The 19,264-nt window shown below is 63.4% G+C and carries 16 protein-coding genes; 9 read left to right on the top strand and 7 right to left on the bottom strand.

Translation table 11 applies throughout. The features are described 5' to 3' along the window. Window positions 1-10: 10 nt before the first annotated feature. Together NKI18_RS24740 and NKI18_RS24735 are read right to left on the bottom strand one after the other, a co-directional pair. Window positions 11-4,096 carry an AsmA family protein gene (locus NKI18_RS24740; RefSeq protein WP_352619538.1) on the bottom strand — a complete coding sequence of 1,362 codons (4,086 nt, stop codon included), beginning with the start codon at window positions 4,094-4,096 and terminating at the stop codon, window positions 11-13. Between the two features lie 94 nt (window positions 4,097-4,190). Further along, window positions 4,191-5,606 (bottom strand): FAD-binding oxidoreductase, encoded by a 1,416-nt coding sequence (locus NKI18_RS24735; protein ID WP_352619537.1) that lies wholly within the window; start codon window positions 5,604-5,606, stop codon window positions 4,191-4,193. Window positions 5,607-5,725: 119 nt separating this feature from the next. Here NKI18_RS24735 and NKI18_RS24730 point away from each other — a divergent pair, with 119 nt between their 5' ends. The 3 genes from NKI18_RS24730 to NKI18_RS24720 all read left to right on the top strand — a co-directional run bounded on the left by NKI18_RS24730 (window position 5,726) and on the right by NKI18_RS24720 (window position 7,265). Then, window positions 5,726-6,211, top strand: a complete 486-nt coding sequence (locus NKI18_RS24730; RefSeq protein ID WP_352619536.1) for a thioesterase family protein — start codon at window positions 5,726-5,728, stop codon at window positions 6,209-6,211. Between the two features lie 147 nt (window positions 6,212-6,358). After that, window positions 6,359-6,556 carry a hypothetical protein gene (locus NKI18_RS24725; RefSeq protein WP_023676715.1) on the top strand — a complete coding sequence of 66 codons (198 nt, stop codon included), beginning with the start codon at window positions 6,359-6,361 and terminating at the stop codon, window positions 6,554-6,556. Between the two features lie 178 nt (window positions 6,557-6,734). After that, window positions 6,735-7,265, top strand: a complete 531-nt coding sequence (locus NKI18_RS24720) for a hypothetical protein (RefSeq protein ID WP_352619535.1) — start codon at window positions 6,735-6,737, stop codon at window positions 7,263-7,265. Between the two features lie 109 nt (window positions 7,266-7,374). Here the strand turns inward: NKI18_RS24720 and NKI18_RS24715 are convergent, their stop codons facing one another. Continuing rightward, complete coding sequence (locus tag NKI18_RS24715) at window positions 7,375-7,854, bottom strand: Lrp/AsnC family transcriptional regulator (RefSeq protein ID WP_352619543.1); 480 nt, start codon at window positions 7,852-7,854, stop codon at window positions 7,375-7,377. A gap of 90 nt (window positions 7,855-7,944) precedes the next feature. Between NKI18_RS24715 and NKI18_RS24710 the strand changes: the two genes are divergently transcribed. Further along, the gene (locus tag NKI18_RS24710) at window positions 7,945-8,853 is read left to right on the top strand and encodes an EamA family transporter (RefSeq protein ID WP_352619534.1); all 909 of its coding nucleotides are present in this window, start codon (window positions 7,945-7,947) and stop codon (window positions 8,851-8,853) included. Here the strand turns inward: NKI18_RS24710 and NKI18_RS24705 are convergent, their stop codons facing one another. Further along, complete coding sequence (locus tag NKI18_RS24705; RefSeq protein ID WP_352456530.1) at window positions 8,854-9,753, bottom strand: dienelactone hydrolase family protein; 900 nt, start codon at window positions 9,751-9,753, stop codon at window positions 8,854-8,856. Between the two features lie 185 nt (window positions 9,754-9,938). Between NKI18_RS24705 and NKI18_RS24700 the strand changes: the two genes are divergently transcribed. Together NKI18_RS24700 and NKI18_RS24695 are read left to right on the top strand one after the other, a co-directional pair. Continuing rightward, window positions 9,939-10,172 (top strand): hypothetical protein, encoded by a 234-nt coding sequence (locus NKI18_RS24700; RefSeq protein WP_353020800.1) that lies wholly within the window; start codon window positions 9,939-9,941, stop codon window positions 10,170-10,172. 9 nt (window positions 10,173-10,181) lie between these two features. Further along, complete coding sequence (locus tag NKI18_RS24695) at window positions 10,182-10,613, top strand: hypothetical protein (RefSeq protein WP_352575128.1); 432 nt, start codon at window positions 10,182-10,184, stop codon at window positions 10,611-10,613. 10 nt (window positions 10,614-10,623) lie between these two features. Here the strand turns inward: NKI18_RS24695 and NKI18_RS24690 are convergent, their stop codons facing one another. Continuing rightward, complete coding sequence (locus tag NKI18_RS24690; RefSeq protein WP_352619533.1) at window positions 10,624-12,936, bottom strand: glucose/quinate/shikimate family membrane-bound PQQ-dependent dehydrogenase; 2,313 nt, start codon at window positions 12,934-12,936, stop codon at window positions 10,624-10,626. Window positions 12,937-13,188: 252 nt separating this feature from the next. Between NKI18_RS24690 and NKI18_RS24685 the strand changes: the two genes are divergently transcribed. From NKI18_RS24685 to NKI18_RS24675, 3 genes are all read left to right on the top strand, one after another. Continuing rightward, window positions 13,189-15,900 (top strand): ATP-dependent helicase, encoded by a 2,712-nt coding sequence (locus tag NKI18_RS24685; protein ID WP_352724772.1) that lies wholly within the window; start codon window positions 13,189-13,191, stop codon window positions 15,898-15,900. A gap of 53 nt (window positions 15,901-15,953) precedes the next feature. Continuing rightward, window positions 15,954-16,442 carry a Panacea domain-containing protein gene (locus tag NKI18_RS24680; RefSeq protein ID WP_352619531.1) on the top strand — a complete coding sequence of 163 codons (489 nt, stop codon included), beginning with the start codon at window positions 15,954-15,956 and terminating at the stop codon, window positions 16,440-16,442. 111 nt (window positions 16,443-16,553) lie between these two features. Continuing rightward, window positions 16,554-17,204, top strand: coding sequence for a hypothetical protein (locus NKI18_RS24675; RefSeq protein WP_352619530.1), 651 nt, complete (start codon window positions 16,554-16,556; stop codon window positions 17,202-17,204). Between the two features lie 41 nt (window positions 17,205-17,245). Here NKI18_RS24675 and NKI18_RS24670 read toward each other — a convergent pair whose 3' ends face one another. Further along, window positions 17,246-18,295: an ABC transporter permease gene (locus NKI18_RS24670; protein WP_352589528.1), complete on the bottom strand. Its 1,050-nt coding sequence runs from the start codon at window positions 18,293-18,295 to the stop codon at window positions 17,246-17,248. Continuing rightward, entirely contained in the window at window positions 18,292-19,089 is a 798-nt protein-coding gene (locus NKI18_RS24665; protein ID WP_352619529.1) for an ATP-binding cassette domain-containing protein, read from the bottom strand. Before NKI18_RS24665 ends, NKI18_RS24670 begins: the two co-directional genes overlap by 4 nt. Window positions 19,090-19,264 lie beyond the last annotated feature (175 nt).

Raw genomic sequence — 19,264 nt, 5'->3', positions numbered from 1 at the left:
GGATGCGCCGTCACCCGCCATTCAGCGATTTTAGCAGATCGTCGATCGACGAGGGATCGAACTTGAGCTTTGGCGGGGGCTGCACTGGCGGTGGCACGTTATTTGCGGCCGGTGGCGCCCGTTCCGCTCGCTCCGCCGCGGCCTTGCGTTCGGCGTCGAGCCTTGCCTTCTCTTCCGAGGCGATCCGCAACGCCTCTTCCGCCCTCTGGCGTTGCTGTTCTTCGGCCTGCGCTGCTTCCTCGGCAGCCTGTTGCGCCGCCTTGGCTTTGGCTTCGGCCTTTGCAGCCGCCTCGGCTTTCGCCCTGGCCTCGGCTTCGGCCTTCGCCGCTGCATCCGCCTTCGCCTTGGCTTCAGCCTGCGCCCTGGCCTCCGCTTCGGCTTGGGCCTGCGCCTCAGCTTCGGCCTTTGCCTTGGCGTCCGCTTCAGCCTTCGCTTTGGCCTCAGCCTGGGCCCTCGCCTCCGCATCCGCCTGTGCCTTGGCGTCCGCTTCAGCTTTCGCCTTGGCTTCAGCCTGCGCCCTCGCCTCGGCTTCGGCCTTTGCCTTGGCGTCGGCCTCGGCCTTCAGCCGCGCTGCTTCCTGTTGTCTGCGCAGTTCCTCCGCCGCTCTTTCACGCTCGGTTTGCAGCGCAGCGTAGTAGCGCACCTCCCGCCGCAGCCTTTGTTTCTCGAGCAGTGCGGCTTGCATGGCTTCGACCCGCTGCTGCTCCTTTTCCAGCGCACGCTGGGTCAGGAACTGTGCCAGCGGCTCGCTGTCGAACTGCCGTTTCGTGGCGCCAAGCGGCCCGTCGACGCTGAAATTCAAAATCGGTTCGGAGCCGACCAGCGCCTCGTCGCCGGGCCGGTAAGCGATCTCGCCCTTGGCATCGACGGTGCTGGTGTTCAGATCGGCGGTGATGTCGGCGGACAGCGTCGCGCCCGGGCTTTCGAATTTGACCGGTGGCGTCCTCAGCGTGCCGCCGGCGATGGTGAAGGCAATATCGGTGTCCTGTGCCGGAAAACTGCCCGCCGCGGCGATCTGCGGCACAAAGCCGGCGGTCTTCGAGGCGTCGATATCGCGCCCTATCGCGTCGGCCCTGGCGATGAATGTGCCAAAGGCATCGGGATTGAAGCCGGCAATAGTCATGCCTTTGAGCGTTGCCGTGCCGGACCCGGACAGCGCCGCAACCATCGCGTCGACCGATTTGCCGCTGGTCGAAAGCGCCGTCGAGAACTCGCCGCTTCCGCTGATGCCGGCCTCCGGCAGCACGGCTGCCAGATCGGCGCCGGCGAGTTTCATCTGACCGGAGAAAAGCCCGGTGCCGTCATTGTTCTTGAGCTCGAACAGGCCACTCAGCGCGCCGCCGAGGAACTTTGCCTTGAGGTCGGAAACGCGGATGCCCTCCTGGTCGAGCTGCAGCGACAGCGCAGCGTCATAGGCGGTGGCAAGCGGGCCGGCGGCAAGCGACGCCGCCGTCAGATCGAGATCGGCGGTAAATGGCAGACTGGATTTCTGGCTGAACGGTGCCGTCGGCCAGGTCCTGTCATTGACAAGGAAGGCCTGGTCACCGAACAGCATCACCGCGATCGGATCGAGGTCCAGCTCGTCCAGCGACAGCGCGCCGGCAAGATGCGGCAGCCCCTCTTTGATGTCGATATTTACGTCACCGGAAACCGCCGCTTCGTTGACGGCGCCGCTGAGGCCGCTCAGCACCAGGAGACCATTGCCGTAATCGGCATCGGCTGCAAGCGACGTCGACATGCCGGTGCCCATGCCGGGCAGGCCGACGCCGGTCGTCATCAGCCATGGCTCGATGTCGGCCGTTTCAAGGCTGACCTTGCCCTTGGCGGCCGCGCCCTGAGACGTGTCGGCAATTGTCCCGTCGAAACCAGCTTTGAAGTCATTGCCGGCCAGGCTGAATCGTGTCGCCAGGCCGCCGCCAAGCGTGCCTTTGGCCGAGACGTCGGTGGTCGCCTCGCCGAGCATGCCGAGTGGCAGCGCCGGCAAACCGTAAAGCGCCAGAAGCGCGGTGGCGTCGGCGTTCCTTGCGTTGAAGGTCAGCGTCACCGGCGCTTCGAGAGGCCGGTCGAGCGCCCCTTTGCCGGACAACGACGCCGAAAAGGCCGAGCCACCGGCCTTGCCCTGTGCGCTCATTGCCAGTCCGGTCGTACCGTCGCCATTGTCTGCGGCACTCGTGACCGCATCGATACGCGCATCCTGGAACAGCTCGGGATAGGCAGCAGCACGCTCCGCCAGGCCCTTCAGCACTGCATTGCCGGGATAATGCTGGACGGCGACGTCGATCAGCGGCTTGAGGTCGACGGCGACCACCGAGGCGTCGAGCTTGCCGGTCGGGCTCGCCGGGAAATCCTTGATTCGGCCGGTGGCGCTGATCGAGGCGCCGGCAAGTCCGCCGACCGAAAGTCGGTCGATCTCAAGCAACCCCTCGCGCAATCTAAGCGCAGTATCGACGCTATCGGCGGTCAACCCGCCGGCGCTGACCGGCCCGGCCTTGATCTGGAAATCGAGGTCGCGGTCGGAAAAGCGGTTGGCGCCCTTGTCGCTGACGAAGATCGAGGCGAAGGCGGCGAGCCCATCGACATCGAGTTCGCCGCCTTCCAGTTGCATCAGCACCGATGGACGGGTGTCGTCGGGCTGGCTGGAATCGATGCGGCCGGAGAACTTCGCCTTGCCGAGGATGAGTTCGAGATCGCTGAAGGCCTGGTGCTTCTCGCTCAAATCCACCTTGGCCTTGAAGCCGGCGGCCGGCAAGCGGCGGATCGCCTCGTCGACGTCCTTCGACAGCCATGCGGCAAAGCCGGAGGGCTGCGCCACCGCCAGAAGCAGCGATCCGGTGAAACCGAAATGGTCCTCGACGCTGACCATGCCGTTGGCTTCCAGCTTGGCGCGGCCGGGCAGCGTGGCGGCCAGCGATTTTACCGCCCAGCCGCCCTCGGCTGGCTCGGCGGACAGGTGCACGTCACGAACGGTGGTATCGCCTGCCACCACCGCCGGCAGTTTCACCTCGACCGTGCCCGGTATGGTCGGCTTCGGCAGATCGAGCAGCGCCTGCTCCAGCGCCGCCACCCGCTCGGATAGCGTCAATCCGGCACCGGCCGCCGCCCCCACGGCCTCGTCGAACTGCACCTGCGCGCCATTGGCCTCGATCGAGAAATGCGGCTTCAGCCCAAGGTCGACCGCAGCCTTGCCGTCGGCGGTGTAGGGATTGTCGAGCGGTCCCGTCTCGAAGCGGAATTCGTCGACGCCGAGCTTCTGGTGGTCGAGCGAAAACTTGCCGTTCAGCCTGAAGCCCGGGTCCGGTTTGCCGGCGCTGACTTTCAGTGCCTCGCCGCCGGTGCCGCGCAGCTGCGCCGCAGTTCGGTCTGCGCCGGATATCTTGAACTGGCCCGAATAGACGGCCGCGCCCTCGACGAGGCCAACATTGCCGTCGGTCTCGACGACCAGCGGATAGGCATCCGGATCGGCCTTGAGCCTGAGCCGCATTTGCCCGTCCGGTTCGGCCTTGCCGGTGGATGCGGCGATCGTGGTCCGCAACCCGTCCAGCAACAGCGAGCCGTCCAGCCGCCAGGGGCCGGCCAGCGACTTGGCCGAGATCGTCGAGTTGATCTCGGAAATAAGATGGCTGCGTCCGCCGGCGGCGTGGCTGAGCGCGATCTGTCCTTCCGTCACCGTCAGCTTTTCGATGGAGATCTGGCCGGGATCGAAGGGCGAGGACGGCCGTATCGTCCAGTCGACCGTGCCGTCGGCGGCGATGTCGATGCTCGCCTTCGGCCGCACCAGCCGCATGTCGAAGATCAGCACCTCGCCGCGCAGGAATGGCGCGAGTTCTGCATCCATCGAAAAGGTTTCGACGGTCATCGCCGGCTGGCCGTTGGGGCCACCGGCAACGGCGACGTTGGAAAAGGTCACCGAGGGGAACGGCAACAGCCTTGCCGTTGCATCGCCTCGCACGGTCACCTTGCGGCCCAGGACGGCACTCGCCTCGCGCTCGAAATCGGCACGGTAACCTGTCCAGTCGACAAAGTACGGCACCACCAGCGCCGCACACAGCACCAGCACAAGAAGCCCACCGAAGATCACGAACAGGCGTGCGAGCATGAACTCCTAGACAGTTGATAGTAAAGTCAGTGGCACTCTACCCGCATCAGCGTGTCGATAAAGAGGCAAATCGGGGCGCGGCAGCGGCCTGATGTCAGTCCTTTCCCGGCAATATCTTGCCCGGGTTCATGATGTTCAGCGGATCGAGCGCCTGCTTGATCGTGCGCATGATGTCGACGCCATGGCCGAGCTCATGCCGCAGGAAGCCGATCTTGCCCTGCCCTATGCCATGCTCGCCGGTGCAGGTGCCGTCCATGGCGATGGCGCGCATATTGAGCCGCGCCACGAATTTTTCCGCCAGTGCGATCTCCTTCGGGTCGTCCACGTCCATCAGCACCAGCACATGGAAATTGCCGTCGCCGGCATGGCCGACGATCGGCGCGATCAGCCCCATCTCGGCGATATCCGCCTCGGTCTCCGTGACACATTCGGCAAAGCGCGAGATCGGCACGCAGACATCGGTCGAGAGGCCCTTGGCGCCCGGCCGCAGCGTCAGCGACGACCAGTAGGCATCGTGCCTGGCCTTCCACAATTTCGTTCGCTCTTCGGCGACGCTGGTCCACAGGAACGGACCGCCGCCATTTTCCTCGGCGATCATGCCGAAGGTCTCGGCCTGCTCGGCGACGCTGGCATCGCTGCCGTGGAATTCGACGAACAGGCAGGGACTCTCCGGATAGTCGAGCTTCGAATAGGTCTTCATCGCCCGCATCTGCAGTGCGTTGACCAATTCTATGCGCGCCACCGGAATGCCCATCTGGATGGTCGCGATCACCGCGTTGCACGCCGCCTCGAGGCTGGGGAACGGACAAACGCCGCCTGAAATCGCCTGTGGAATGCCCTGCAGCTTCAAGGTCAGCTGGGTGATGATGCCAAGCGTGCCTTCCGAACCGATCAGCAGCCGCGTCAGATCATAGCCGGCCGAGCTTTTCTTGGCGCGCTTGCCGGTCGTCACTGCTTCCCCGTCGGCCATCACTGCCGTCAACGACAGGACGTTCTCGCGCATCGTGCCGTAGCGCACCGCGTTGGTGCCCGACGCACGCGTCGCAGCCATGCCGCCGAGCGAGGCGTTGGCGCCCGGGTCGATCGGAAAGAACAGGCCGGTGTCGCGCAGGTGCCGGTTCAGATCCTCGCGCGTCACGCCGGGCTCGACGGTGCAGTCGAGGTCCTGCGGATTGACCGCAATGATGCGGTTCATGCGTGACGTATCGAGTGAGATGCCGCCGCCCGGCGCATTGGTGTGGCCTTCCAGCGACGAGCCAACGCCGAAGGCAATCACCGGCACGCGATGCGCCGCGCATGCGCGCACGATCTCCTGCACTTCCTCCGTCGTCTCGGCAAAGGCGACACCGTCCGGCGCCTGCGTCGGGATATAGGTCGTGGTGTGCGCGTGCTGGGCGCGGATCGCCTGGCCGGTCTGGAATCGCTCGCCGAGCCGCTGCTTGAGGATGCCGAGCACGGCGGCGATGCCTTCTTCGTTGCGCTCGACCGGGTTGAGGTCGCTTAGGGCCATCGATTCCTCCGCGAATGGACCAGCGTCCACCCTTGTTCTGTATCTAGGGATGCGTAGTCTCACCAACCACGCTCTGTCCAGTCCACGCTCATCCCGGCATGACGAGAAGGAAGTTTCCGATGCCCATCTCCGCCCCTTTCGTCTCTCGTGCCATGGATATCGAGGAGGCCTGGATCGACTACAACGGCCATCTCAACATGGCCTATTACAACGTGCTTTTCGATCGTTGCTCCGACGAAGCATTCGAGATGATGGGGATGGGGCCGGATTATGTGAAAGAACGACGGCTGACCATCTACACCGCGGAAGTCCATGTCTGCTATGTCCAGGAGTTGCATCTCGACCACAAGGTCACCGTCTCGTTCCAACTCCTCGACCATGACGAGAAGCGGCTGAGGGCCTATCAGGAAATCCGCCATCTCGACGGCTGGCTTGCCGCCACATCCGAAACGCTGTCGCTGCATGTCGACATGGCTGGCCCGAAGGTCGCGCCCTTCCCCGCCGACGTTCTGGCCAGGGTGGAAGCGATGCGCGCCGCCCATGCCGCGCTGCCGATGCCGGAGCGCGCCGGCCGCTCGATCGGTATTCGTCGTAAGCCGGCTTGAACCACGGTCCAACCGCCGTTAACCTTACCGAGGTTTTAACGTGAACAAGCCGAATTGAGACGTTGAACGACTCAGCGCGGCGTTGGAAAACCGTCCGCATCGAATTGCGATACGGGCGGCGGAGCAGCAGCGGTTCGGGGAACGTGCATGAAAACCGATATCAAGGTCGAGGCGGACAGGCTGGCGGCTGATCCACGCATCACCGACTATGATTTCTGGCGCTCGCTGAAGAACCTCAATAACGAGATCTTCCACATCGCCAACAACAACGAGCCGATCCCCTTCGCCATGATCCGCTGGCGCGCCATCCTGAAGCAGGCGCGGATGAAACGCGGCCACGCTTGAGCGGTGGAGGAAGAAACAGACCGGCCGTCCGGTTTGCATTTGTATTTTGCGCCGCCCTTGCCACGCCGTGCACTTCTCCCCATCGCGCCAACGCGTTCCGCGACGGTACAGCGTCGGTGAATTGCATTGCCTACTCCCTGCCGATATGGATTGCTGGCGGATCGTAATGGGATGCGGGATGGCGAATGGCTCGCTGTCTGAGATCGAAGCAGGGTTGCCGACATGGGCGGTGGCGATCGCAGATCGACTTGACTTCTTCCGGAGCCGGCATTTCAGCAAACACAGCATCAGTGAGTTGACGGCCGTTCTGGCTGCGCTTCGCCGCCGCGTGGCGGCACCCGGTGGCGGGGATCAGGCTCTCCTTGCTTTTCTGCACGCCTGCCTGGCGCTGCTCGAAGAGGCAGCGGCCTCGCGAACGGACCTGGCCAGTATCTCCCGTGACTTGTTAACACTGTGTGACATGGCGCGAACATCCCTTCACGGCGATTGCGACGATCGGCCGTTGATGGCCCACGAGGACAATATGAAAGATTTGTCTGGTGCATCGCGCTGGGCCGCCCGAGTCCCAGGCCGCGTGGTTTGGTTGGCTGCAATGGTTGCCGAAGTGCCTGATGCGGAAGGCGAAGCCGCCGTTATGCTGGTGAATGATCTAGCTGCCGTAGACGCGGACTTTCCTCTGCGCGCCCTTCGTGTGGCGTCCCGAGCTTAAGCGTTATCTTGCGGCTCGTGGCTCTGCTCCTTGCGACCGCTGCCGCCGCGCGATAGGGCTACGTGGCTGTTGCCGACCCGCCCACGAATGGTCGCCCCGTGCTTGAACATCAAGGCAGCCGCTTCACCGCCCCCAGCGGCGAGCGCGCTGTGACCGGCGACGACTGGATGATCGCCGTATTGGTCATCGCGAACGGAATGATCCGGTCGATCACCCGCTCGAGCTCGGCCACCGAGGCGACATGCGCCAGCGCGATGAAACAGTCTTCACCGGTGACCCGGTCGCATTGGGCGATTTCCGGTAGGTCGCGGATGATTTCGGCCACGACAGCCAGTTGCCCCGGCACCGGCCTGATGCGCAGCCATGCCGACAGCTTCATGCCGAGCGCGGCCGGATTGATACGCACCGTATAGGCCTCGATCACGCCGCTCTCCTGCAGCCGCTTGATGCGCTCGGCAACGCTCGGCGCCGACAGGCCGACCGACCGCGCCAGTTCGGCGGTGCTGGTGCGCGCATCCTCTTCCAGCAGGCGCAGGATCTTCAGGTCCGCCGCATCCAGATCCGGATTTTCGTTTCGAAGGCGTTTCAGCGCAATGCTCCTTGCTTTCAGAAAGGAAATGGCCGCAATGCCCGGCCATCATCCATATCAATGGCAAAAATCGCCTGCGATACTGATCCCATGCAAGATCGGACGCAAGCCCCAGCAGCAAGTCGGGCACTCGCCGGCCCCGCCTTTACCTTGGCAAACGCGGTCCCGCCGCACCTCTGGTTCGGCGTCAGCGCCGTGTTCCACTATCTCGGACCGGCCTTGGCGGTGCTGCTGTTCCCGCATGTCGGCGTGCTGGGCATGGCTTGGCTGCGCATCGCCACCGCGGCACTCGTCTTTGCCCCATTGACCCGGCCATGGGCGGTCTTCGCCCGCGCCGATCGCTCGACGCGGTTGTTGCTTGTGGCTTTCGGCGTCTGCCTTGGGGTGATGAATTGCTCGTTTTACCTGGCGCTCGACCGGCTGCCGATCTCGCTGGTGGCGGCGATCGAATTCGTCGGCACCATCGGCGTTGCGCTTGTTGGCCTCAGAAGCCCGCGCAATCTCGCCGCCCTCGCAATCGCTGTCGCCGGCACCCTGTTGCTGATCGACGTCAGATGGTCGAGCGATCCCGTCGGCCTGTTCTGGGCCTTCCTCAACGGCACGCTGTTCGTTGGCTACATCGTGCTCGGCCACCGCGTTGCGCGCGGCGGCGCCGGCGATGGCATCGCCGGGCTGGGTGCCGCCATGGCGGTCGCGCTTCTCGTCGTTCTGCCGATCGGTTTCGCCGATGCTCTGCCGGCTTTCTCGGCGCCGCCGCTGCTGCTTGCGGGGGTCGGCGTCGGCATCTGCTCGTCGGTCATTCCCTATATTTGCGACCAGCTTGCCATGTCGCGGCTGCCGCGCTCCAGCTTCGCGCTGATGCTGTCTTTGCTGCCGGTCACCGCGACGTTGATCGGCGTCATTGTGCTGCGGCAGGTGCCGAGCCTCACCGACTGCATCGGCATCGCGCTGGTGGTGGCCGGCGTCGCCCTTCACAAACCGGCGCCGGCGCCCACCTGATCAGGCCAGCTTCTCCTTGAGGAAAGCGATCGTCCGGCCCCAGGCGAGGTCAGCCGCCTTCTTGTCGTAGCGGGCCGCCGACGTGTCGTTGTTGAAGGCATGGTTGGCGCCTTCATAGACATAGACCGAGTATTCGACATGAGCCGCGTCGAGTGCCTTCTTGAAGGCATTGATGCCGGCATTGGTGCGGGTGTCGAGCCCGGCATAATGCAGCATGAGCGCGGCCTTGATCTTCGGCACGTCCTCGGCCTTTGGCTGCATGCCGTAATAGGCGACGGCGGCGGCGAGGTCCGGCGCGTTGACGGCCAGCATGTTCACCGTGCCGCCGCCCCAGCAGAAGCCGACGGCGCCGACTTTGCCGTTGCCGTCCTTGTAGCCTTTGAGGTAGGCGACCGTTGCCACGGCATTGGCGGCGACCTGTGCTGGATCGAGCTGGGAAAACAGGTCACGTGCCCTGTTTTCATCGTCCGGCGTGCCGCCGAGCGGTGTCATGAAGTCCGGCGCAAGCGCCACGAACCCTTCCAGCGCAACGCGCCGCGCCACATCGCGAATATGCGGGTTGAGACCCCTGTTCTCGTGCACCACGATGACGGTGCCAAGCTTGCCGGTCTGGTCCGCCGGCTTGACCAGATAGCCCTTCATCTCGCCGGCGCTGCCGGGATAGCTGATGTCCTCGCCTTTCACACGCGGATCGTCTTCCGCCACGATTGCCGCCTGGGCCGAGTTCGCCGCCAGCAGCGGCGCGATCGCGGCAGCTGCCGCACCCGATCCGGCAAGCCTGGTCAACTGCTCCATGAAGCGCCGCCGGTCGAGCGTCAGGTGCGTGTATTCGTCATAGGCATCGATCATCGCCTGGGTAATGACAGGCTCGGCGGCAGTGGGTCCGGCAGGTGTTGTCATGGCGCGCTCCTCGTCGGCGCCCCCTGCGGCAACATAGAGCCGAAGCTTGCCTGGTCCAGTCACGGCTGAGTGAGGCTGCCATAAGTCCCTGCACGAGGCCGTGATGCCGCGCGCCGCACTGTCGTTAAATTTTGGTCCTTTGTGGCAATGCTAAATGCACGCACCACGATGTAAAAAGAAGGGCTATGCCTTACTCGGGCCATTTGGCGAACGAGAATGGCCATTTGGCGGGAAAAGAATGCCTGATTGACGACGAAGGAATTACGCCCATGACCTTTCCCTCCCCGCTTCTGGCAAGTGGGTTCGCCCTCGCCGCTATGGCTTTGCTGGCGCTGCGGTTCACTGCCTTCACCGCATTCAAACGATCGTTGATCAAGATCCGCGCCAACCGGCACCCGGCCGCAAACACCAAAGCCTGAGGAAAGGTCATGGACGTTCAGGACATCATCAACACCGTCTCCCAGAAATCCGGTCTCAACCAGGCTTTGACGGAAAAGATCGCCGGCACGATTTTCTCGGTGCTCGAACACGAAGCGGAAGGCACGACTCTGTCCAGCTTCTTCGGCAAGATCCCGGGAGCCGACGCCCTGGCCAAGCAATATGATGTCATGGCTCCCGGCGCAGCTTCCGGTGGTGGCCTGCTGTCCTCGCTGGAGGGCGCGCTCGGTGGCGCTCTCGGCGAAAAGACCGGCGCGCTGATCAACGGCGTCGCCATACTCAAGGCATCAGGCCTCACGCTCGCACAGATCAGCCAGGCCGGCACGATGCTGGTCCAGCAGGCCGAGACAGCCGCCGGCCCGCAGCTGACCAGTGAGGTACTTGCATCGGTACCCGACCTGAAAGGGCATCTCGGGCTCTGAAGGAACTTCTCTATTTCGGCAGCGTATAGGCCATCACATAGTCGCCCGGCTTGGTACCGACCGAGCCGTGGCCGCCGGCAACGATGACGACCAACTGGCGCCCGTCGGCTACCGTGTAGGTCATCGGTGTCGACTGCCCGCCCGCCGGCAGCCGCGCCTGCCAGAGCTGTTTGCCGGTTGTCAGGTCATAAGCGCGCACATAGTCATCGACCGCCGCACCGAGGAAGGCGACGCCGCCGGCAGTGATCATCGGCCCGCCAATGCCGGGCACGCCGACCTTGAATGGCAGCGGCAATGGCGTCATGTCGTAGACGGTGCCGTTGCGATGCTTGTAGACGATCTTTCCGGTCCGAAGGTCGGCACCCGCCACATAGCCCCAGGGCGGCGCCTGGCAGGGAATGCCGAGCGGCGACAGGAACGGCTTCAATATGACTGCGTAAGGCGCACCGTCATTGCGGTTCAGGCCCTGTTCGCTGCCCTTGGTGTCGCCGGGCGGCGGCACGTCGGCGCGCGGCACCAGCTTGGAGATGAACGCCAGGTATGTCGGCATGCCGAACATCACCTGCCGGACCGGATCGACTGCCACGCCGCCCCAGTTGAAGGTGCCGAAATTGCCGGGGTAGATCAGCGAGCCCTGCAGCGACGGCGGCGTATAGCGGCCCTCATAGCGCAACTTCCGAAGCTCGATCCGGCAGGCCAACTGGTCGAACATGGTAATGCCCCACATGTCCGCGCCGGTCAGCGGTTTCGGACTGAAGCTCAGGTCCGAGACCGGCTGCGTCGGCGAGGTATGGTCGCCTTCGATCGCGCCGCCCGGCGCCGGCACTTCCTTGACCGGAACGATCGGCTCGCCGCTGCGCCGGTCGAGCACATAGAGGTCGCCCTGCTTGGTCGGCCCGACCAGCGCCGGCACCACGCCACTTTCCGTGGTGATGTCGACCAGCGTCGGCTGCGCCGGCACGTCCATGTCCCAGAGATCGTGGTGCACGGTCTGCCGCACCCAGCGCAATTGTCCGCTGTTGAGATCGAGCGCGGTGATCGAAGAGGAGAATTTCTCGTCATTGGCACTGCGTCCGGCACCGAGTTGGTCCGGCGTCTTGTTGCCGAGCGGCACATAAAGCAGCCCGAGCTTCTCGTCGACGCTCGCCGTCGACCACATGTTGGGTGAGTTGTTGGTGTAGGTCTGGTCCGGCGGCAGCGGCGTCGTCTGATCCGGATTGCCGGAATCCCAATTCCACAACAGCGCGCCGGTGTCGGCATCGTAGGCACGGATGACCCCGGACGGCTCCTGCGTCGAATAATTGTCGTTGACCGCGCCGCCGACGATGATCTTGTTGGCGACGATCAGCGGCGCCGAGGTCGAATAATAATAGCCCGGCTTCGGATATGGCATGTTGGCGAGCAGGTTCAGCGTGCCGCCTTCGGCGAAAGTCGGGCAGACCTGGCCATTCGCCGCATCGAGCGCGATCAGCCGGGCGTCGGATGTCGGCAGGTAGATGCGTGTGGCGCAGGGCTGGCCGGCGGCGACCTTGGCATCGGCATAATAGGACACGCCGCGGCAGGTCTGGTGCTGGCGGTCCTTGTTGAGCTTGACCTGCGGATCGAAGCGCCATTTCTCCTTACCGCTCGCGGCATCGATGGCGATGGCGAAATTATGCGGCGTGCAGATGTAGAGCGTGTCGGCGATTTTTAGCGGCGTCACCTGATAGGTCGTCTCGCCAATGTCGTCGGGCCCTTTCACGTCGCCGGTGCGATAGGTCCAGGCCGGCTGCAGATTGGCAACGTTTTCGGCGGTGATCTGGTCGAGCGGCGAATAGCGCTGGCCATATTGCGTGCGACCGTAATAGTGCCATTCGCCAGCCGGCACGTTGCCGCCGAGATCGGCCGTCGGCGTCACCTTGTCGGTGTTGAGTTCACCCGCAATATCCTTTGGATCGGTCGTCATCGAATAGCCGGCGACCGCAAGCGAGGCCAGCACGGCGAGGATCAGCGGCGCGCGTCCGTCGGGACCGGTAAGCCCGCGCCGCGCCCATGGCGTCAACAGCCATAGCGCGACAAGCACGATGATGCCGCCGCGCGGGCCGAGCTCCCACCAGTCGAAGCCGATCTCCCAGACCGCCCAGGCGAGCGTGCCGAGCACGATCGCCGCGTAGAGCCACAGCGCCGTGGATCTGCGCCTGTAGAGCAGCCAGGCCGCGACAAGGAAAGCTAGACCGACGATGACGTAATACCAGCTGCCCCCCAGCGTCACGAGCCAGATGCCGCCGCCGCCAACCGCCAGGCCGATGAGGAAAAGGATCAGGGAGGTGATGACCACAGCCAAGACGGTGCTCCTTCGACTGGTGCGCTCCGCGACGCGTCCATGGGCAACCCCGCATTGCGTTCCTGCCCCCACGCAACTTTCTCCGGCCCGCCTCCCCTGTCAAGCAAGCTCGGCGTTTTACGGCGCCGGCCCATCGCAAGCCCGGCGTTTTGGTTAGCGGACCCATTCAGATTGTGAGTCTACCGACTGGACAGAGAACAAAACGGAGACACTTCTGGCCTTTCGCTGCCGAATCACTACATTCGGGGGGAGATGTCCGGCTTTTCGGAAGACATGCCCTTTTTTGACGAACCGAACGCGCGGCCCGTGGCCCCGTCGGGCATTGCCGCGCGCGCCATGGCTGCCCGCAGCAACCAGAACAACGCGCCCGATTATCTCAACGGCCTCAACCCCGAGCAGAGGCTGGCGGTGGAAACCACCGAAGGCCCGGTGCTGGTGCTGGCCGGCGCCGGCACCGGCAAAACGCGCGTCCTGACCACCCGCATCGCCCACATCCTTGCCACCGGCAAGGCTTTCCCCTCGCAGATCCTCGCCGTCACCTTCACCAACAAGGCGGCGCGCGAGATGAAGCAGCGCATCGGCCTGTTGATCGGCGAAGGCAATGTCGAGGGCATGCCGTGGCTCGGCACCTTCCACTCGATTGGAGTGAAGCTGCTGCGCAGACATGCCGAGCTGGCCGGGCTCAAATCCGACTTCACCATTCTCGACACCGATGATGTCGTGCGCCTGATCAAGCAGCTTATCCAGGCCGAAGGGCTGGACGACAAGCGCTGGCCGGCCAAGCAGTTCGCCCAGATGATCGACGGCTGGAAGAACAAGGGCCTTGGCCCCGCCGACATCCCCGAGGGCGATGCCCGTGCCTTCGCCAACGGCAAGGGCCGCGAGCTCTACAAGGCCTACCAGGAGCGGCTGAAAACGCTGAACGCTTGCGACTTCGGCGATCTCCTGTGCCACCCGATCCGCATCTTCCGCGCCAATCCGGACGTGCTGAAGGAATACCACAAGCGCTTCCGCTACATCCTCGTTGACGAGTATCAGGACACCAACACCGCCCAGTACATGTGGCTGCGGCTCTTGGCGCAGCGGCCGCAATCCTCCCCCCTTGAGGGGGAGGTGCCCGCGAAGCGGGCGGAGGGGGTTGCCGCAGAAGGCACCGCTAGAGCGTCGAGCACTGCCGCCGGTAGGTCGAGCACTGCCGCACGGACCCCACCCGACCGGGCTTCGCCCGGCCACCCTCCCCTCAAGGGGGAGGGAAGCCCGCGCCTATCCACCGTCAACATCTGCTGCGTCGGCGACGACGACCAGTCGATCTATGGCTGGCGCGGCGCCGAGGTCGACAACATCCTGCGCTTCGATAAGGATTTCCCCGGCGCCACCATCATCAGGCTGGAGCGCAATTATCGCTCCACTGCGCACATCCTCGGCACGGCGTCCCACCTGATCGCCCACAATGAGGGCCGCTTCGGCAAGACGCTGTTCACCGAAAAGATCGCCGAGGACGACGAGAAGGTGCATGTCCATGCCGCCTGGGATTCCGAAGAGGAGGCCCGCGCCGTCGGCGAGACGATCGAGGCCTACCAGCGCCAGAAGCACAATTTGAACGATATGGCGATTCTCGTCCGCGCCTCCTTCCAGATGCGCGAGTTCGAGGACCGCTTCGTCACGCTCGGCCTCAACTACCGCGTCATCGGCGGCCCGCGCTTCTATGAGCGGCTCGAAATCCGCGATGCGCTGGCCTTCTTCCGCGTCGTTGCGCAAGGCGCCGACGACCTCGCCTTCGAGCGCATCGCCAACGTGCCGAAGCGCGGCTTGGGCGAGGCCACCATCCGCCAGATCCACGACACCGCACGGGCGCTGCGCATCCCGATGCTGGAGGCGGCGGCAAAACTCGCCGAGAGCGACGAGCTGAAGCCGAAGCCGCGCGCCGCGCTGCGCGAGGTATCGGCCAATTTCGAACGCTGGCAAAAGGCTCTCGAAACCACGCCGCACACCGAGCTCGCCGAGACCATTCTGGAGGAGAGCGGCTACACCGACATGTGGAAGAACGACCGCTCGGTCGAAGCACCCGGCCGGCTGGAGAACCTCAAGGAGTTGATCCGCTCCATGGAGGAGTACGAATCGCTGCGCTCCTTCCTCGAACACGTCGCACTCGTCATGGACGCCGAGCAGAATGCCGAGCTCGACGCGGTCAACATCATGACGCTGCATTCGGCCAAGGGCCTCGAATTCGAGACCGTATTCCTGCCCGGTTGGGAGGAAGGCCTGTTCCCGCACCAACGGTCACTGGACGAAGGCGGCCGCTCCGGGCTGGAGGAAGAGCGCCGCCTTGCCTATGTCGGGCTGACCCGCGCCAAGAAGAACCTGCATCTGTGGTTCGTCTCCAACCGACGCATCCACGGTCTGTGGCAATCGACCATTCCCTCACGCTTTCTCGAAGAACTGCCGGAAGCTCATGTCGATATCGCCGAGAGTGGCAACAGCTACGGCGGCTACGGCAATTCTTATGGCGGCGGCTCGTTCGCCTCGGGCCGTGGCGGCCAAGGAGCAGGAAGGCAGAATCCCTATGGCGCCTCGCGCTTCGACAATGTCGGCGCGGAAAAGGCGGGAAGCTTCTCCAGCACCTATGCGACGCCGGGCTGGCAGCGCGCTCAAGCCAACCGCACCGAGGCCACAGACCGCAATTGGGGCACGCGTTCCGGCCACCAGGTCGAGCGCATCGGCTATGGCGAGACCGACTCCGGCTACGGCGCTGGCCGCACCTCGGTCAAGGGCCGCACCATCGACGGCGAACTGGTCGCCAAATCCGTCGCCGACACGCCGTCCCCCTTCAGCGTCGGCGACCGCGTCTTCCACCAGAAATTCGGCAACGGCAACATCTCGGCCATCGAAGGCAACAAGCTGACCATCGACTTCGACAAAGCCGGCCAGAAACGCGTGCTGGACGGGTTTGTGACGGGGGCGTGAGGCATATGGAAAATTGTCTGGCACCCCAGAACAAATAGGGTACAATCGCTTGCATGGCTTACGACTCGCGGTATATTGCTAACTTGGTGCTCGATCGCGCGGATGGCGAAGGGCTGGGAATTACAAATCTTGAGATCAACAAGATAATATATTTTCTGCATTCCACATATCTAGCCAATTTTGGAGAACCGTTGATTGAGGCAAAGATAGAAGCCTGGGACTACGGTCCAGTAATTAGAGAAATATATTCGGAATTTAAATCCTTTGGGGCTGCAGATATTAGGACAAGGGCTACAAGGCTCGACTTAAATTCGTTAAAAAGAGTGCCTGTATACGAAACGATGAGCGGTTCTGATGCAAATTTCCTGTATCCGATAATTGACAAATACATGCGCTTGGGGGCGACCAAACTTGTGAACATGTCCCACGAAAAAGGCGGGCCGTGGGACCTAGTGTATAATGCTTCGGGGAGGAGCAATCCTGGAATGGAGATATCCGACGATCTCATCCAGCGATATTTCTTACGTCAAACCCGGCACTAATGAGGAACGCTCGTGCAGATAAGCAAACTTAGCAGGCCTCCCTACGCTCACAACTGGGTCCGATATGTTTTCCCCGATCGCGTTCGAACCACGAAAGAACTCGTCAGGTTCGTGACCGGATTCCCAACGACTACATATTCTGCCGCGTCGCCGATTATTCGAGATCGAATTGTCTACGGGCTCGATCGGCGCACGGCGTTAATTGCGGCAATGTCGAAGGGACGAGCAAATAGTCGTGGCATCGTCGCCGAGTATGTTGAGGCATTTTATGACTACGATGAAAAAAGGGGCTACTTCGGCAAGCCCTGTTTTGACGAAATAGTTGAGCCATTTCGAGTTGGAAAAGGTCTTGTTGTTCCTGTTAAGCCTCTAATTACAATCGTTGAAAATGGGCTTCAGGTTCCAATTTTCACTGTGGGTTGGGCGAACTTCCCATTGACTAACTGGCAAATGCGTCTACTTGCCACGATTTTCGAAGATGCCGTGTTTTCGCTTACCGATTTTAGAAAATCGCCTGGCGAATTTCTCTGCTTTCCAAAAGTAGGAAAAGGTGATTCGGCCAAACGCCAGCCTTTGGTTTGGAAGCGCGGTGATTTTGAGCTTCTTTCAAGAAATGAATTGCGTGAGTGTCTCGATGAATTTTTGCTGGCGCTAGAAGACGCGAAAATTATTCTGGAGGAAGCACTTCGTAAGGAGCAGGCTGAAGCCCCGGTTGTTGAAGAAAAACCAATGGGTGAAACGCCGCTACTCGACTGGCGGTAGAATGCTCAAGACGGTTCGTCTCATACTTGTGCTCGGCTGAACTACCGATACCGCGCCTGGTTCCACTTGTGGCCGAGCAGCGACAGGATGATGATCAGGCCGTTGAAGAACTGGACGTAGAAGCCGCTCAGGCCCGCCGCGACGACGCCGGTCTGGATGAAGGAGACCGTGACCGCGCCGATCGCGCCGCCGACAACAGTGCCGATGCCGCCCCAGGTCGGAGTGCCGCCGACGAACACCGATGCCAGCACCGGCAGCAGGTATCCGTCGCCCGCCGTCGGCCACCAGGTGAAGTTGATCATCACCGAGAACGTGCCGGCGATTGCCGCGCCGATGCCGACGAAGACGAACACTTTTACCCGCACGCGCTTGACATCGATACCCATCTGCTGGGCGCTGTCGGGATTGTCGCCGACCACCTTGACCTGCGCGCCGAAGCGATGGCGGTTGTAAAGCAGCGCCGACAGTACGACGAAGGCGATGGCCCAGAAGATCTGCACCGGAATGCCGTAGAGCTGGCTGGAGAAGATCTTGTAGGCCCAGCTGTCGGCAAGGCCGGTCAGCGCCGTCGACCTGCCCTCGTTGATGATCTGGATCAGGCCGCGCAGCAGGAAATTCATGCCGAGCGTGGCGATCAGCGACGACAGCCCGCCATAGACGACCAGTGAGCCGACCAGGAAGCCGAGCAGCATGCCGGTGACCATTGCGGCGGCAATGCCGAGGAACGGGTCGTAGCCGGCCTGCACGACCAGCGCAAACACCCAGGAGGCAAAGCCCATCGTCGCCGGAAACGACAGGTCGATCTCGCCGCAAGTGACGACGAAGACCAGCGGCACCACCACGAACAGCGCCACCGGCAGCGTGGTCAGCACGGAGCTGTAGAGATACCAGGTGGTGAACACGATCGGGTTGGCGATCATGAACACCGCCATCATGACGATGAACACGGCAAGCGTGCCGAGCGCGGCGCGGTTGTCGAGGATGAACCCGCGCAGCCAATTGTCGGACGGGTGTCTCCACTCTTTCCCGGCGGTTTCGCCATGCGTGCCGCCGAGGGGGCTCTGCAGATCGGGTTCCATGGTCTTGCTCATCGTGCCGCCCTCCCCGCATCGCCCGCGTCGTGCAACCCCGGCAATCCGCTGGGGTGGGCGACGTCTTCCATGAAATTGATCAGGTCTTCGGCCGATTTGACCTCGCTGCGGTCGGCGGTGAGCGCGACCTTGCCGCGATCCAGCACCACGAAGCGATCGGCGATATCGAAGACGTGGTGGATGTTGTGGCCGATGAACAGGATCGAGCGCCCGCTCGCCCGCACCTGGCGCACGAAGTGGAAGACCTTGGCGGTCTCGGTCAGCGATAGCGCGGTCGTCGGTTCGTCGAGGACTATCAGCTCCGCCTTCTTGTAGATGGCCCGCGCGATCGCCACGCCCTGGCGTTCGCCGCCCGAGAGCTGGCCGACGATCGACTGTGGCGTGAACACTTTCGAGGTGAAGCCGATCTCGCGCATCAGCCGGCTCGCCTCCGCGATCTCCTTGTTGACCTTCAGCCAGCCAAGCCAGCCGGTGAGCTCGCGGCCCATGAAGATGTTGCGCACGATCGTCTGCTGAACGGCGAGCGCCCGGTCCTGGAACACCGTTTCGATGCCGGCTTCGCGCGAGCGCGCAGGGCTCCATCCGGTCACCGGCTTGCCGCGGACGAGAATCTCGCCGCTGGTCGGTTTGACCACGCCGGACAGGATCTTGATCAGCGTCGACTTGCCGGCGCCATTGTCGCCGATCAGGCCGACCACCTCGCCGCGATCGACGCTGAGATTGACCCCGCCCAGCGCATAGACCTGGCCATAGGACTTGCTGATGTCGCGCAGTTCGATGATGCGTTCGGCCATGGCGATCCTGCCTTGATTGTCGGGTGCCGGCCTTTTCGCCGGCGGTCCCGGGGGGGGGGGGGGGGGGCCGCCCCCCCCCCCGGGGGCGGGGGGGGGGGGGGGGGGGGGGGGGGGGGGGGGGGGGGGGGGGGGGGGGGCGGGGGGGGGGGGGGGGGCGGGGTAGGGGGGGGGCGGC

The organism is Mesorhizobium sp. M0800, assembly GCF_040320095.1.
Taxonomy (GTDB): Bacteria; Pseudomonadota; Alphaproteobacteria; order Rhizobiales; family Rhizobiaceae; genus Mesorhizobium.
This window is presented reverse-complemented; position numbering and strand designations above follow the sequence as displayed.